General features: G+C 69.9%; 16 protein-coding genes. 7 read left to right on the top strand and 9 right to left on the bottom strand.

The genetic code is table 11. From position 1 onward, the window contains the following. Positions 1-29: 29 nt before the first annotated feature. The gene (locus SFB74_RS25245; protein ID WP_432727088.1) at positions 30-1,958 is read left to right on the top strand and encodes a glycoside hydrolase family 15 protein; all 1,929 of its coding nucleotides are present in this window, start codon (positions 30-32) and stop codon (positions 1,956-1,958) included. Here the strand turns inward: SFB74_RS25245 and SFB74_RS25240 are convergent. The 3 genes from SFB74_RS25240 to SFB74_RS25230 are packed head-to-tail and all read right to left on the bottom strand — an operon-like array spanning position 1,921 to position 3,638. After that, a complete protein-coding gene (locus SFB74_RS25240; RefSeq protein ID WP_432727086.1) occupies positions 1,921-2,262 on the bottom strand; it encodes a hypothetical protein in 342 nt (113 codons plus the stop codon). The genes SFB74_RS25245 and SFB74_RS25240 overlap by 38 nt on opposite strands. A 32-nt stretch (positions 2,263-2,294) precedes the next feature. Next, on the bottom strand, positions 2,295-2,864 hold the full coding sequence (locus SFB74_RS25235; RefSeq protein WP_432727085.1) for a gluconokinase: 570 nt from the start codon (positions 2,862-2,864) through the stop codon (positions 2,295-2,297). Between the two features lie 12 nt (positions 2,865-2,876). Continuing rightward, complete coding sequence (locus SFB74_RS25230) at positions 2,877-3,638, bottom strand: SDR family oxidoreductase (protein WP_432727084.1); 762 nt, start codon at positions 3,636-3,638, stop codon at positions 2,877-2,879. 140 nt (positions 3,639-3,778) lie between these two features. On the opposite strand from SFB74_RS25230, the gene SFB74_RS25225 reads away from it, so the two are divergent. After that, positions 3,779-4,732, top strand: coding sequence for a 2-hydroxyacid dehydrogenase (locus tag SFB74_RS25225; protein WP_432727083.1), 954 nt, complete (start codon positions 3,779-3,781; stop codon positions 4,730-4,732). 16 nt (positions 4,733-4,748) lie between these two features. Then, the gene (locus SFB74_RS25220; RefSeq protein ID WP_432727082.1) at positions 4,749-5,822 is read left to right on the top strand and encodes an L-idonate 5-dehydrogenase; all 1,074 of its coding nucleotides are present in this window, start codon (positions 4,749-4,751) and stop codon (positions 5,820-5,822) included. Positions 5,823-5,848: 26 nt separating this feature from the next. Here SFB74_RS25220 and SFB74_RS25215 read toward each other — a convergent pair whose 3' ends face one another. Continuing rightward, positions 5,849-6,718: an AraC family transcriptional regulator gene (locus SFB74_RS25215; protein WP_432727081.1), complete on the bottom strand. Its 870-nt coding sequence runs from the start codon at positions 6,716-6,718 to the stop codon at positions 5,849-5,851. Between the two features lie 104 nt (positions 6,719-6,822). On the opposite strand from SFB74_RS25215, the gene SFB74_RS25210 reads away from it, so the two are divergent. From SFB74_RS25210 to SFB74_RS25195, 4 genes are read left to right on the top strand one after another with little or no spacing between them, the layout of a single operon-like run. Beyond that, entirely contained in the window at positions 6,823-7,371 is a 549-nt protein-coding gene (locus tag SFB74_RS25210) for a carboxymuconolactone decarboxylase family protein (RefSeq protein ID WP_432727080.1), read from the top strand. Positions 7,372-7,390: 19 nt separating this feature from the next. Continuing rightward, positions 7,391-7,960 carry a TlpA disulfide reductase family protein gene (locus tag SFB74_RS25205; protein ID WP_432727079.1) on the top strand — a complete coding sequence of 190 codons (570 nt, stop codon included), beginning with the start codon at positions 7,391-7,393 and terminating at the stop codon, positions 7,958-7,960. 20 nt (positions 7,961-7,980) lie between these two features. Then, complete coding sequence (locus SFB74_RS25200; protein ID WP_432727078.1) at positions 7,981-8,676, top strand: glutamine amidotransferase; 696 nt, start codon at positions 7,981-7,983, stop codon at positions 8,674-8,676. Further along, positions 8,673-9,386, top strand: coding sequence for an MOSC domain-containing protein (locus SFB74_RS25195; RefSeq protein ID WP_432727077.1), 714 nt, complete (start codon positions 8,673-8,675; stop codon positions 9,384-9,386). The genes SFB74_RS25200 and SFB74_RS25195 overlap by 4 nt, the downstream gene beginning before the upstream one ends. A 7-nt stretch (positions 9,387-9,393) precedes the next feature. On the opposite strand, the gene SFB74_RS25190 is transcribed toward SFB74_RS25195, so the two are convergent. Genes SFB74_RS25190 through SFB74_RS25170 form a run of 5 tightly spaced genes read right to left on the bottom strand, consistent with a single transcriptional unit; the run spans position 9,394 to position 13,878 of the window. Next, positions 9,394-10,323 carry an SMP-30/gluconolactonase/LRE family protein gene (locus SFB74_RS25190; RefSeq protein WP_432727076.1) on the bottom strand — a complete coding sequence of 310 codons (930 nt, stop codon included), beginning with the start codon at positions 10,321-10,323 and terminating at the stop codon, positions 9,394-9,396. Positions 10,324-10,346: 23 nt separating this feature from the next. Next, the gene (locus SFB74_RS25185) at positions 10,347-11,234 is read right to left on the bottom strand and encodes an amidohydrolase family protein (RefSeq protein ID WP_432727075.1); all 888 of its coding nucleotides are present in this window, start codon (positions 11,232-11,234) and stop codon (positions 10,347-10,349) included. A gap of 13 nt (positions 11,235-11,247) precedes the next feature. Then, positions 11,248-12,210: a tripartite tricarboxylate transporter substrate binding protein gene (locus tag SFB74_RS25180; RefSeq protein WP_432727074.1), complete on the bottom strand. Its 963-nt coding sequence runs from the start codon at positions 12,208-12,210 to the stop codon at positions 11,248-11,250. A 52-nt stretch (positions 12,211-12,262) separates the two neighbouring features. Beyond that, a complete protein-coding gene (locus SFB74_RS25175) occupies positions 12,263-13,192 on the bottom strand; it encodes an NAD(P)-dependent oxidoreductase (RefSeq protein WP_432727073.1) in 930 nt (309 codons plus the stop codon). Continuing rightward, the gene (locus tag SFB74_RS25170; protein ID WP_432727072.1) at positions 13,189-13,878 is read right to left on the bottom strand and encodes an RraA family protein; all 690 of its coding nucleotides are present in this window, start codon (positions 13,876-13,878) and stop codon (positions 13,189-13,191) included. Before SFB74_RS25170 ends, SFB74_RS25175 begins: the two co-directional genes overlap by 4 nt. Positions 13,879-13,884 lie beyond the last annotated feature (6 nt).

Genomic DNA, 13,884 nt, shown 5'->3' with positions numbered 1-13,884 from the left:
CGCCTGCGCGCGCCCGAACACTCGGTGGCTTGCCAAAGACCCGCAAGCAACCCTCTTCAAGGCTGCAGGCCAGCCGCCCGATCGGCGAGTACGCGCTCATCGGCTCGACCCACAGCGCGGCGCTGGTGCATCGTGGCGGCGACATCGAGTGGCTGTGCCTACCGCGCTTCGATTCGGCCGCGATGTTCGCCAGCCTGCTCGGCGACGAACGCAACGGCCACTGGACCATGTGCGCGCGCGACCGCAAGGCGCGAATCTCGCGGCGCTACCTGCCCGGCACCGTGGTTCTCGAAACGACGATACGCACGGGCAAGGGCGTGGCCGTCGTCACCGACTTCATGCCCCGCCCCGCGCTCGACGGCACGCACGAGGTGATTCGCATCGTGCGGGGTGTGCGCGGCACGGTCGGCATGCACACCGAGTTCCGCATCCGCTTCAACTACGGCGAGTGGTGCCCGTGGATGGAGCGGCGCGACGGCGCGGTGTTCGCGACCGCCGGGCCGGACTCGGTGCGCATCAGCTCCGGCGTGCCTTTGACCAACGAGAGCTTCGCCAGCTTCGCCGACTTCGAGGTGTCGGCGGGACAGTCCATCGCATTCAGCCTCGACTGGTTTCCCTCGCACCTGAAGCCGCCGGTGACGCGCGATGCCAATGCGCTGCTGGCGCGCACCGTGACCGAATGGAGCACCTGGACCGAGCGCTGCGGCTACTACGGCGAGTTCCGCGAGCCGGTGATGCGCTCGCTGCTGACGCTCAAGGCGCTCACCTACGAGCCGACCGGCGGCATCGTCGCCGCACCGAGCGCCTCGCTGCCAGAGCTGCCAGGCGGCGAGCGCAATTGGGACTACCGCTTCTGCTGGCTGCGCGACGCGGCACTCACGCTCTACGCGCTGATCGGCTCGGGCTACGTCGAGGAGGCCAGCGCGTGGCGCTGGTGGCTGATGCGCGCGGTGGGCGGATCGCCCGAGGAGCTGCAGGTGATGTACGGCCTGCACGGCGAACGCTCGCTCACCGAGCTCGAGCTGAACTGGCTGCCGGGCTACGAGGGCAGCCGCCCGGTGCGCATAGGCAACGACGCGCACGGGCAGCGCCAGCTCGACGTGTACGGATCGGTCATCGCGGCCTTCCATGCGGCGCGCAAGGCCGGGCTGGCCGACATGGACAAGCTCTGGCCGCTGGAGCGCGCCATCGCGAAGCAGCTGCTGGAGCTCTGGCGCGAGCCCGACTGCAGCCTGTGGGAGGTGCGCGGCGAGCCCCGGCACTTCGTGCATTCCAAGATCATGTGCTGGCTGGCCTTCGATCGCGTGATCGCGAGCGCCACCGAGTTCGGGCTCGAAGGCCCGGTCGACCGTTGGCGCGAGGCGCGCGACGAGATCCATGCCGAGGTCTGCGCGCGCGGCTACGACGCGGCAAGCAATTCCTTCGTGCAGTACTACGGCGCCGACACGGTGGACGCCGCGCTGCTGTGGATGCCGCTGATCGGCTTCCTGCCGATCCACGACGAGCGCGTGCAGGGGACCGTTGCGCGCATCGAGAAGGAACTGGTCTTCAACGGGCTGGTGTACCGCTATCGCACCGAGAAGGGCGTCGATGGCCTCGGGGGCGGCGAGGGCGCGTTCATCGCGTGCAGCTTCTGGCTGTCGAACGTCTACGTGGCCATGGGCAAGGTGCGCAAGGCGCGCGCGCTCTTCAGGCGGCTGCTGGCGCTGGGCAACGACCTGGGCCTGTTCGCCGAGGAATACGACCCGGTGGCGCAGCGGCAGCTGGGCAACTTTCCGCAGGCCTTCTCGCACATCGGGCTGATCAACGGCGCGCACGCGCTGGTGTCGGCGGCCGGCGGCATGTGGGAGCTGGCGGATCTCGACGGCAAGGCGGCGCCGAAGAAGAAGGCAACGGCCGCCGGAAAGAAGGCTGCGCCGCTCAGGAAGCGTTCGCGAGCGCGAACTCCCCGGCGCTGAACACCGTGTGGAAGACCGTGCCGTCGAACATCTCGAACAGCTTCTTCGAGACTTCGCGGCTCTCGTAGCGCACCGGCGATTCGAGCGCGTGGGCGATGTCCTCGCGGCTCGCATAACGGATCGACAGCACCATCGCCAGCTCCGGGTCGCTCACGTCGCTCTCGAGCTGGCGCAGCACGCGCACTTCGAGCGCGCCGGGAAAGCGGGTCCACAGCGGCACGAGCTTTTCGTGCACGTGGCGGTCGAAGGCTTCTTCCATGCCGGGCCTGACCCGGCCCCTGAAGAACGCGCAGCGGATGAACATGGAGCTTGCCTTTCCTGCCGTGATGCGAAGACTCATGCGCAGACCCTGGCGGCGGCATCCCGCGGCCATCGAGGAAGCCGCGCGCCGGCGTTGGCGACGACCAGCGCGACGGGCATGTCTATGGCCGTGTGCAGCACGTCGGGCTCGCCCCCGTCGGGCTTCTCCAGCGTGAGCAGCTGGCTGTCGAGCAGGGCGGGCGGCATGTAGTGGCCGGTGCGCTGCTCCATGCGCTGGCGCACGAGCTCGGGCGGACCGTCGAGGAACACGAAGCGAAGGTCGGGCGAGGCTGCGCGCAGCCGGTCGCGATAGGCGCGCCGCAGCGCCGAACAGGCCACCACCACGCCGCGGGGCGCGGCCGTGCTGTCGGCGAGACAGGCACCCACGCGGTCGAGCCAGGGCCAGCGGTCTTCGTCGCCCAGCGGCAGCCCTGCGCGCATGCGTGCCACGGCCTCGGGCGAGTGCAGGTCGTCACCGTCTACCCACGGCACGCCGAGCAGATGCGCGAGCCCGGCCGCGACGCTGCTCTTGCCGGTGCCCGACACGCCCATCACCACCACGGGCAGGCGCTGGAACTGCAACTGCGGCTGCGGCTGGGTGGACACGGCGCGGCCCGCCTACAGGCTCGCCGTGATGCCGCCGTCCACATACAGGATGTGGCCGTTGACGAAGCTCGATGCGTCGGAGGCAAGGAAGATGGCCGCGCCGCCGAGCTCTTCCACGTCGCCCCAGCGGCCCGCGGGCGTGCGGCCCGAGAGCCACGCGGTGAATGCCTCGTCGGCCACCAGCGCCTGCGTGAGTTCGGTCTTGAAGTAGCCCGGCCCGAGGCCGTTGACCTGGATGCCGTGCCTGCCGAGGTCGATCGCCATGCCCTTGGTGAGCATCTTCACCGCGCCCTTGGTGGCGGCATAGGGCGCGATGCCCGGGCGGCCCAGCTCGCTCTGCACCGAGCACACGTTGATGATCTTGCCGCGCTTGCGCTCGATCATGCGTTGCGCGACGGCGCGGCCGACCAGGAACACGCTGTCGATGTTGGTGGTGGTGATCTTGTGCCACGCGTCCACCGGGAACTCGGCGAACGGCCCGCGATGCTGCATGCCGGCGTTGTTGACGAGGATGTCGATGGGGCCGACCCCGGCCTCGACGGCGGCCACGCCGGCTTCAACGGCCGCGGCATCGGTCACGTCGAAAGCCTGGGCCTCGGCCGCGATGCCTCGGGCGCGCAGGGCGTCGCGGGCGGCGGCGAGCAGCGCGGCGTCGCGCGCATTGAGCACGACGCGCGCGCCCGCGTTGCCGAGCGCGGCGGCGAGCGCGAAGCCGATGCCCTTGCTGGAGCCGGTGACGAGGGCGGTGCGGCCGGAGAGGTCGAACAGTTTCAAGGGAGTTTCCTGGTGCGTGACTGGCGGATAAAGTTACCGGTATCTTTGAGTGTAGTCAATAGGTAAAGCCTGAACTTGCCTGATCTCGCAGAACATATAAAGTTACCGGTATCATTGAGGCCAGCTAAAAGGACACCCGCTTGACCACTACCGCCGCATCCCCGCACGTGCTGATGGCAGGCGCCTACCCGGAATGGGACATGGCGCCGATGCGGGAGGCCTACTCGCTGCATCACCTCTGGGAGGCGCCCGACCGGCAGGCCTTCATCGCTGAACACGCATCGCGGATCCGCGCGATCGCCACGCGCGGCGAGCTGGGCGCGAGCGCCGAGCTCATCGCCGCGCTGCCCGGGCTGGAGCTGGTCGCCTGCTACGGCGTGGGCACCGACGCCATCGACCTCGCCGCCTGCCGCGCGCGCGGCATCCGCGTGACCAACACGCCCGACGTGCTCAACGGCGACGTGGCCGACCTTGCCGTGGGGCTCATGCTGGCGGTGCAGCGGCGCATCGCGGCGGGCGACGTCTTCGTGCGCAGCGGCGCGTGGGCCACATCGGCCATGCCGCTGGCTACCCGCGTCTTCGGCCAGCGCGTCGGCATCGCGGGCTTCGGCCGCATCGGCGGAACCATCGCGCGCCGGCTCTCGGGCTTCGACGTGGAGCTGGGCTACTTCAGCCGCACGCCGAAGGCGGAGAGCCCGCACCGCCACTTCACCAGCCTGAGCGCGATGGCCGACTGGTGCGACGTGCTCATCGTCATCCTGCCCGGCGGCGAGGCCACGCGCGGCATCGTGAACGCCGAGGTGCTGCGCGCGCTGGGCCCCAAGGGGTGGCTCGTGAACGTGTCGCGCGGCACCACCGTCGACGAAGGCGCGCTGCTGCAGGCGCTGGAGACGCGCGGCATCGCCGGCGCGGCGCTCGACGTGTTCCTCAACGAGCCGCGCATCGACCCGCGCTTCGCCGCGCTGGACAACGTGGTGCTGACTCCGCACCATGGCAGCGGCACCGAACAGACGCGCCGCGCCATGGGCGAGCTGGTGCGCCGCAACCTCGAGGCCCACTTCGCGGGCCTTCCCCTGATCACTCCCGTTGCCTGAAGAAGGAAGAAGAACCATGCGCCTGCGTTGCATGTGCCTCGTGATTCACGCCCCCGACGACCTGCGCCTGGACGAACAGGACGCCGGCGAGATCGGCCCCGGCCAGGTGCTGGTGAAGGTCGGAATGGGCGGCATCTGCGGCTCCGACCTGCACTACTTCCACAACGGCGGCTTCGGCACCGTGCGCATCAAGGAGCCGATGGTGCTGGGCCACGAGGTGGCCGGCACCGTGGTGGCCGTGGCGCCCGGCGTGGAGACCGTTCGCATCGGCGACAAGGTGGCCGTCAACCCGAGCCGCCCCTGCGGCGCCTGCAAGTTCTGCCTCGAGGGCCTGCCCAACCAGTGCCTGGACATGCGCTTCTACGGCAGCGCGATGCGCACGCCGCATGTGCAGGGCGCCTTCCGCAACATGCTGCTGTGCGAGGCCACGCAGTGCGTGAAGGTGGCCGATCACGTGCCGCTGCGGCTGGCCGCGCTGGCGGAGCCTTTCTCGGTGGGGCTGCATGGCGTGTCGCGCGCCGGCCCGCTGCTGGGCAAGCGCGTGCTGGTGTCGGGCTGCGGGCCCATCGGCGTGCTCGCCATCGCGGCGGCGCGCGCGCACGGCGCGGCCGCGATCACCGCCACCGACGTCGTCGACGAGCCGCTGACCACCGCGCGCGCCATGGGCGCAGACGAGGCCATCAACGTGGCACAGGACAGGACCTGGGTGTCGCGCTACTCCGCCGACAAGGGCACCTTCGACGTGATGCTCGAATGCTCCGGCAACGAGCGCGCCCTGCGCGACGGCCTGGAGGTGATGCGCCCGCGCGGCGTGGTCGTGCAGCTCGGCCTGGGCGGCGACGTGAGCATTCCTCAGAACATGGTGGTGGCCAAGGAGCTCAGCATCTGCGGCTCGTTCCGCTTCCACGCCGAGTTTGCGCTGGCGGTGAAGCTCATCAACGAAGGGCGCGTCGATCTTTCGCCGGTGGTTTCGCACACCTTCCCGATGCTGCAGGCGCGCCAGGCCTTCGAGCTGGCGAGCGATAGGCGCAAGGCGATGAAGGTGCTGATCGACTTCGCCGGCGAGGGCGCCGAAGCCGTCGCGGCCTGAGCCGCTGCCCTTCACGCTTCATTCGTTCACTGCTGCGCGCGGGCCATCCATTCGCGCGGCGACATGCCGACCTTCTGCGCGAAAAGGCGCGACAGCGCCGAGGCGTTGGCATAGCCCAGCGACTGCGCGATGGTCTTGATCGAGGCGCCGTTGCGCAGCTCGGCCTGCGCGATGCTCAGGCGCCAGCCGGCCAGGTAGTCGGCCGGCGTGGCGCCCACCACCGACCTGAAGCGCAGCGCGAATGCGCTGCGCGAGAGGCCGGCCTCGCGCGCCATCTGTTCCAGCATCCACGGTTCGCCCGGCCGCTCGTGCATGGCGACCAGGGCGCGCGCAAGTTGCGGATCGCCCAGCCCCGTGAGCAGGCCGGACGGCAGGCCGCTTTCCTGCGGATGGTCGAGCAGCCAGCGCAGCAGCTGGATCAGCACAACCTCGAACAGCCGGTCCGCCAGCAGGCGATGGCCGCACATCACCCGCGTGGTTTCCGCGAACAGCAGCGCGAGCGATTGCTCCAGTCCTTCCACCGCATGCAGCGGCAGGCGCACCAGCGCGGGCAGGGCGCGCGCCAGCGGGTGCGCCTCGCCGCCGTCGAAGTCGAGCGTGGCGCAGACGAAATCCGATCCTTCCGTCGGAGCGTTGTGGAAGTCGTGCGCCAGCGGCCGCGGGTAGAAAAGCAGGCTCGGCTCCTTCACCGAGAGCTTGCGCGGCGCACCCGAGCGCGCCGAGTGCGTGACGACCATCTCGCCCCGGCGCAGCACGTGCAGGAAGCCGCGCCCCTTCTTCGCCGCGAAGTGCGTGGTGCCGCACAGCGGGCCCGTATGGAACAGGTGCGCCCGGACGCGAAAGCGCTCGAGCAGGGACGACAGCCTGTCGATGGGCGGCGGCATCTCTTGCGACATTGGACGAAAAGATATCTTTTGTGGATGAAAAGAGCCGAATCATACGGCCGGGCGAAAGACACTTCCTTCATCGACATCACTCGCCACAGGCAAAGGAAGTACCCATGTCCCGCATTCATCTCATCGCCGACGCATCGGCAGCTCCCGGCGAATCGAAGGCGCTGCTCGCCGAGATCCACGGCGCCTTCGGCGCCACGCCCAACATGTTCCGCGCCGTCGCCAATTCGCCGGCGGCGCTGCGCAGCATGTGGGGTTCGTTCAGCGCGCTGGGAGGCGGCGCCATCTCTGCGCAGCTCGGCGAGCAGATCGCGGTTGCCGTCGCCGATCGCAACGCGTGCGACTACTGCCTTGCCGCGCACACCGCGCTGGGCCGCAAGGCCGGGGCGTCGGCCGAAGACATGGCCGCCGCCCAGGCCGGCGAGTCGCGCGACCCGAAGACCGCCGCTGCGCTGCGCTTCGCGCTCAAGCTGGTCGAGGCGCGCGGGCAGGTCGATGCGGCCGACGTGCAGGCGCTGCGCGACGCGGGCTTCGACGACGGGCTCATCGTCGAGATCGTCGCGCACGTGGCGCTGAACCTCTTCACCAACTACGTGAACGTTGCCTTCGACGTGCCGCTCGACTTTCCGGCGGTGAAGCTGCGCAAGGCCGCCTGAGAGCCGGCGGGAGAAGCGCATGGCCACGCACCGCCATCATCCAGAGGCACCGGCGCTGCAGGTCGCCCGGTGGTTCAACACCGATGCAGACCTCACGCTGGAGGCCCTGCGCGGCCGCGTGGTGGTGCTGCACGCGTTCCAGATGCTGTGCCCGGCCTGCGTGTCGCACGGGCTGCCGCAGGCGAAGAAGATGCGGCAGCTCTTCGCGCCGGGCGACGTCGCGGTGATCGGCCTGCATACCGTGTTCGAGCATCACGAGGTGATGACGGCCGCGGCGCTGGAGGCGTTCATCCGCGAGCACCGCTTCATCTTTCCCATCGGCATCGACAGTCCGGCGCACGGAAGCATTCCGGCGACGATGCGGGCCTACCAGCTGCAGGGAACGCCGAGCACCGTGCTGATCGACAAGCAGGGTCGCATACGGTTGAGCCATTTCGGCCTGCTCGACGACATGGCGCTCGGCGCCGCCATCGGCCAGCTGGCCGCGGAAGAATCGACGCTGCCCCTGATTGCGGATGCCGTCCGCGAGGCCGGAACCGTGAGTGAAGGATGCGACGGGCACGGCTGCCGGGCCAGCACGACCGGATGAGGAAAAGGAAAGACGACCCCATGAAATGCATCGCCCTGCAGCACCTCGCCTTCGAGGATCTGGGCCTGTTCGCGGACATCCTGGCCGACGCGGGCTACCAGGTCGAGTACCGGCAGGCGGGCCTCGATACCCTCCGTACCGACGAATGGCGCGAGGCCGAACTCATCGTCGTCCTCGGTGGCCCCATCGCTGCCTACGACACGAACATCTATCCCTTTCTCGAAGCGGAGATCGGGGGCCTGCGCGAGCGCCTCGCGCTGCGGCGCCCGACCCTGGGGCTCTGCCTGGGTGCGCAACTGATGGCCCGCGCGCTCGGCGCGCGCGTGTACCCGTCGGGTGGCAAGGAGATCGGCTGGGCGCCGGTCGAGCTGAATGCGGCGGGCATGGCCTCGTGCCTCGCCGCGCTGCAGGACGTGCCGGTGCTGCACTGGCACGGAGACACCTTCGATGTTCCGCCGGGCGGCGAGCTGCTCGCGCGGACGGCGGCCACGCCGCACCAGGCTTTCAGCCACGGCCGCAATGCACTGGCGCTGCAGTTCCACCCCGAGGCCGACCCGGCGCGCATCGAGCCCTGGCTGATCGGCCATGCCTGCGAGCTGCAGCAGGCCGGCATCGACATCCCGGCGCTGCGACGCCAGAGCGCGGCGCAGGGTGCCAGGACGCGCGCGGCGGCCGTGGCCGTGCTCACGGCATGGCTGCTGCAGCTCGAGCCATGAAGCCCGCTGCGATCACGATCGACGCGCTGCTTGTGGGGCAGGTCGCACTGCCGTCCGACGGCCGCACGCGCAGCGGCATTCTCAAGTCGCCCGTCGATGGCGCGCTGTGGCTGTCCTCCACCGGCCTGCAGGGCGATGCGCAGGCCGATCTGCGCGTGCATGGCGGTGTCGAGAAGGCCGTGCATCACTATCCGCGCGAACACTACGCAGGCTGGGCTTCGTGGAGCCGTCGCGCCGATCTGCTCGGCCGCGCGGGGGCGTTCGGCGAGAACATCTCCACCACGGGCTGGGACGAATCGAAGGTCTGCATCGGCGACGTGGTGCGCATCGGCGAAGCGCTGGCGCAGGTGTCGCAAGGCCGGCAACCCTGCTGGAAGCTCGACCTGCGATTCGGCGAGCCCGGCATGGCGCGCGAGATGCAGTCGCGCGGCTGCACGGGCTGGTACTACCGAACGCTGGAGCCCGGCTGGGTACGAAACGGCGCGGCGCTGACGCTGGTCGAACGGCCGCATCCGGAGTGGCCGCTGTCGCGCCTCATCGCCTTGCTGTTCTCGCGCGACGAACGCTTTGCACCTGAGTGGGAGCGCGCCGCCGAAATCCCCGCACTGGCCGAACGCTGGCGCCAGACTTTCCGCAAGCGCGTGACATCGATGCGCGTCGAGGACTGGACGCCGAGGCTGGAGGCGCCGCCCCCGGAGGCGCAGGCCTGACCGGGGTTCAGGCGCCTTCGCCTTGCGGGCGATGCAGCCCGACGCCGGGAACGTCGAGCGCGATCTTCAGCACTTCCCCGTGCGTGGAGTCGGTGACGAACAGTGTGGACCTGTCGGGCCCGCCAAAGGCGAGGTTCGTCGTGGATGCGCCGACGGGGCCGCGCAGCACCATCACCGGCTCGGCGCGCGCATTGAGCACCCAGACATGGCCCAGGCCGGGGTTGGCGACCAGCAGCCGCCCCTGCGCATCGACGGCGAGGCCGTCGGGGCCGCTCGGGCCGTAGGAGGTGAAGAACTGGCCCACCTTGGCGACGCTCCCGTCCGCCAGCAGCGGCACGCGCCAGACGCAGTTGCCGCGCGTCACGGCGAGGTAGAGCACCTTGCCGTCTGGCGAGAGCGCCACGCCGTTCGGGCTGGGCACGTTGGACAGCAGCAGGTCGAGCTGCCCGTCGGGCCGCAGGCGATAGAGGCGGCCCGACGGATCGTGCAGCCCGCTCTGGCCCTGGTCCGTGAAGTAGACGTTGCCCTGCGCGTCCAGCACCAGGTCGTTCACGCCCTTGAAGCTCTCGGTGTTGCGCCGCCGCAGGTGCGGCGTGACGTTGCCGGTGCGAACGTCCACGCGCATCAGGCCGTTCCTGTAGTCGGTGACGAGCAGCGTGTTCGCATCGATGAACTTCATGCCGTTCGGCTCGCCGTCGTACTCGGCCACCGGGATCCATGCGCCGCCGCTGTCGATGCGGAAGATCCGGCCGAAGGGGATGTCCGAGACGTAGAGATTGCCGGCGTCGTCGAACACGGGGCCTTCGAGGAACGAGTCGGTGGGCTGGCCGCCGCGGTTGGCGTCGGCCCAGGCGCTCGGCTCATGGCGGCGGAACGCTTCGGGCATGCTGGTGAAGGTCTGGAGCTCCAGTACCTGGGGGGCTTGCAGGAAGTACAAGTCGGTCTCCTCGGCGGCGCGGATCAGGCGACCGCGAATCCGTAAAGTGTCGCCGGGTTGTCGACGAGGATGCGCCTGCGCACGGCCTCATCGCCGCACCAGGCTGCGAGCACGTCGGCGAGCGCGGCGTCGTCCACCGTTCCCGGCGTCTCGGTCGTGTGCGGCCAGTCGCTGCCCCACACCAGCCGCTCGGGTGCTGCCTGGACCAGTGCGCGGCCCAGCGCGAAGGCGTCTCGGTAGGCCGGAGCCCCGTCGCGCGATCGCATGTAGACGCCCGAGAGCTTCATCCAGGTGTTGCCGCCGTCGAGCAGCCGTCGCGCCACCGCGAAGGCTGCGCCGCCGACGCCATCGGCCGGATCGATGCGCGCCATGTGGTCGATGACCAGCGGTACCGGCAGCGACGCCAGCACGGGTTCGAGCGCCACCAGCTGCTCCGGATGCACGAAGACCTGGATGTGCCAGCCCAGCCGCGCCACCTTGCGCGCCAGCGTGGTCAGCATCGCCGGCGTGGTGACGCCCCAGGACTGCGGCGTCACGAAGTTCACGCGCAGGCCGCGGATGCGCTGCGCCGCGAGGCGGTCGAGCTCGGCGTCGCTCACGTCGTCGGCGACGACCGCGACACCGCGCGCGCTCTCGCCCAGTTGCGCGAGCGCGTCGAGCGTGCAGGCGTTGTCGGTGCCGTAGGTCGACGGATTGACGACCACCGTGCGCGAGGTTCCGAGCCGCTGCTGCAGCAGTCGATAGGCCGCCACCTCGGCGCGCGGCGGCTGGCGCTTCCAGTGCGGCGACGCGGCGAAGCGCGGGTTGAAGATGTGCATGTGGCTGTCGCAGGCACCGGCGGGCAGCGCGGGCACGGGGCGGCCCGTGCCCACCGAGTGGGGAACCGGCCGTGCGATGGAGGCAGCGTTCATTCGTGGAGCGTCTTCAGTCGAGCTTGATGTTGCCCTTGCGGATCACGTCCGCCCATTTCGCATCTTCCTTCTTCAGGAAGTCGGCGAACTCGGCAGGTGTCGAGCCGACGGGCTGCACGCCCACGTCCACGAAGCGCTTTCTCACTTCGTCTTCCTTCAGCGTCTCGACGACGGCCTTGTGCAGCTTCTCGGCGATCGGCGCGGACGTGCCGGCCGGCAGGAGCAGGCCGTTCCACTCGTAGGCCTCGTAGCCGGGCGCCACGGTCTCGGCGATGGTCGGCACTTCGGGCAGCCGCGCCGAGCGCTGCGGCGACGACACCGCCAGCGCGCGCAGCCTGCCGGAGGACACCAGCGGATACGAGGCGGCGATGGTGCTGAACATGAAGTCGACCTGCCCGCCCATGACATCGGAGATGGCCGGGCCGCCGCTCTTGTAGCCTACGTGCACCATGTCCAGCCCGAGCCGCTGGTGCAGCAGCTCCGCCGCAAGCCGCTGCACGGTGCCGCTGCCGCCCGATGCGAAGTTGAGCTTTCCGGGTTCGGCCTTCGCCCTGTCAGCGAGGTCCTTGATGCTCTTCACCGGTGACTCGGCACGCACGATCACGATGTTGGGCGCCAGCGCGACGAGCGAGAGCGGCTGCAGCGCATTGGCGGCATACGGCATGCGCGCGAAGAGATGCGGATTGATCGAGTAGGGCGTGGCGTCGTAGAGCATGGTGTAGCCGTCGGGCGCGGCCTTGGCCGCAAAGCTCGCGCCGATGGTGCCACTGGCACCGGGCCGGTTGTCGACGATCACGCTGGTGCCCAGCTTCGCTCCCACGCGCACGGCCAGCACGCGCGCCAGCGCGTCCGCCGAGCCGCCGGGCGCATACGGCACGACGAGCGTGATGGGGCGCTCCGGAAAAGCCGCCTGCGCGGAGGCGGCGCCAGCGGCGAGCAGGCATGCCGCGAGCATGCGGCGGATGGTTGTCTTCATCTCCTGGTGTCCTTGGAATGTGCGTTCGATCGGTCTCGGCCGGCCAGGCGTTTCAGCAGCTCGCGGCCGTCTGGCGCTCGAGCACCTGCAGCAGGTTCTTCGCGGCGCCGACGCCCATGTTGACGTAGGCATCGCTGGTCACGCCACCGATGTGCGGGCTCAGCACGATGCTCTTCTCGCCGTGGAACGGATGGCCGGCGGTCATAGGCTCCACCGCGAAGCTGTCGAGCCCGGCCATGGCGACCTGGCCCGAGCGCACGGCCGCCAGCAGCGCGTCTTCGTCGATCAGGCCGCCGCGCGCCGTGTTGACGACGATCACGCCGCGCTTGCACCGTGCCAGCGTGGCGGCATCGAGCAGGCCCCGGTTGTCGTCGGTCAACGGGCAGTGCAGCGAGATGGCGTCGGACTCGGCCCAGATGGTCGCGAGGTCCACGGCCTGCACGTACTCCGGAAGGCTCTTCGCGTACGGGTCGAACCCGAGCACGCGCATGCCGAGCGCATCGGCCATGCGAGCGAAGCGCTGCCCGATGGCACCGAGGCCGATGAGCCCGACGGTGCGGCCGCCGAGTTCGAGGCTCTTGTGCGTCGCCTTGTCCCAATGGCCCGCATGCATGCGGGCGTCCAGCGCCACCACCGACTTCGCGCAGGCCAGCAGCAGCGCGAGCGCCTGCTCGGCCACCGCGGCGGCATTGGCGCCCGCGGCCGCGACCACTTCGATGCCGCGTGCCTGCGCGGCGGCCTTGTCGATGGTGTCGGTGCCGCTGCCGTGCTTGGAGATCACCTTGAGCGAAGGGGCCGCGTCCATGACGGCTGCGCCCACCTTGCCGTAGCGCACGATGATGGCCACCGGGTCGTGGGCACGGCACAGGGCCGCGAGGTCGTCCTCGGTCGGCGTCCTGCCCGCGTAGACGAGCTCGTAGCCTTCGAGCAGGCCGACGGCCTGCGGTGCCAGGTCGGCGCCCGTCACGAGAATGGCCGTCACAGCGTCTCGCCTTCCTTCAGAACGCCTGCAGCGCGCAGCGCCGAGTCGAGCCACTTGGCGGCGGTGTTGCCTTCCTTGATGGCGGCAATGCGCGCGGCTTCGTCCTGCACCTTCTTCGCCGCGAGCGGCAGCAGCGATTCGATCTTCGCGCGCTCCACCACCACCACGCCGTCGCCGTCTCCGACGACGAAGTCGCCCGGGTGCACGGTGACGCCACCGATCGACACCGGATGGCCGATGCGCCCGCCGATGTTCTTGGTCGGCCCGTTCGGGTTGGTGCCCACGCAGAAGACCGGGAAGTCCATTTCGTCGATCTCGCCGCTGTCGCGGCAGGCCCCGTCCATCACCACGCCAGCGATGCCGATCTGCTTGCACGCGGTCATCATGATCGTGCCCATGAGCGCGGAGGTCTGGTCGCCCTTGCCGTCGATGACGAGCACGTCGCCGGGCTTCGCCATGGCGATGGCGGCATGGATCATCAGGTTGTCGCCGGGGCGGACCTCCACGGTGATGGCTGTGCCTGCGAGCTTCATGCGGGGACGCAGGGCCTTGATGCGGCCGTCCAGCGCGCCGCGGCGGCCGGCCACGTCGGCCAGGATGGCTGGCTGGAACACGGCGGCCTGCGCCACGATGTGCGCCGGCACGCGCTCGAAGTCGCGGATGACGTCGGGAAGGGGAGAAGACATGAAAGT

The organism is Variovorax xiamenensis (genome assembly GCF_050916385.1).
Taxonomy (GTDB): Bacteria; Pseudomonadota; Gammaproteobacteria; order Burkholderiales; family Burkholderiaceae_C; genus Variovorax.
Note: the sequence above shows the minus strand (reverse complement) of the source record. Positions and strands in the feature narration are given on the sequence as shown.

Bases quoted from the DNA above. Each gene is read 5' to 3' on its own strand.
- SFB74_RS25205 (WP_432727079.1), top strand. From the start codon at position 7,391: ATGGCCACGCACCGCCATCATCCAGAGGCACCGGCGCTGCAGGTCGCC.
- SFB74_RS25195 (WP_432727077.1), top strand. From the start codon at position 8,673: ATGAAGCCCGCTGCGATCACGATCGACGCGCTGCTTGTGGGGCAGGTC.
- SFB74_RS25200 (WP_432727078.1), top strand. From the start codon at position 7,981: ATGAAATGCATCGCCCTGCAGCACCTCGCCTTCGAGGATCTGGGCCTG.
- SFB74_RS25240 (WP_432727086.1), bottom strand. From the start codon at position 2,262: ATGTTCATCCGCTGCGCGTTCTTCAGGGGCCGGGTCAGGCCCGGCATG.
- SFB74_RS25170 (WP_432727072.1), bottom strand. From the start codon at position 13,878: ATGTCTTCTCCCCTTCCCGACGTCATCCGCGACTTCGAGCGCGTGCCG.
- SFB74_RS25220 (WP_432727082.1), top strand. From the start codon at position 4,749: ATGCGCCTGCGTTGCATGTGCCTCGTGATTCACGCCCCCGACGACCTG.
- SFB74_RS25185 (WP_432727075.1), bottom strand. From the start codon at position 11,234: ATGAACGCTGCCTCCATCGCACGGCCGGTTCCCCACTCGGTGGGCACG.
- SFB74_RS25180 (WP_432727074.1), bottom strand. From the start codon at position 12,210: ATGAAGACAACCATCCGCCGCATGCTCGCGGCATGCCTGCTCGCCGCT.
- SFB74_RS25210 (WP_432727080.1), top strand. From the start codon at position 6,823: ATGTCCCGCATTCATCTCATCGCCGACGCATCGGCAGCTCCCGGCGAA.
- SFB74_RS25215 (WP_432727081.1), bottom strand. From the start codon at position 6,718: ATGTCGCAAGAGATGCCGCCGCCCATCGACAGGCTGTCGTCCCTGCTC.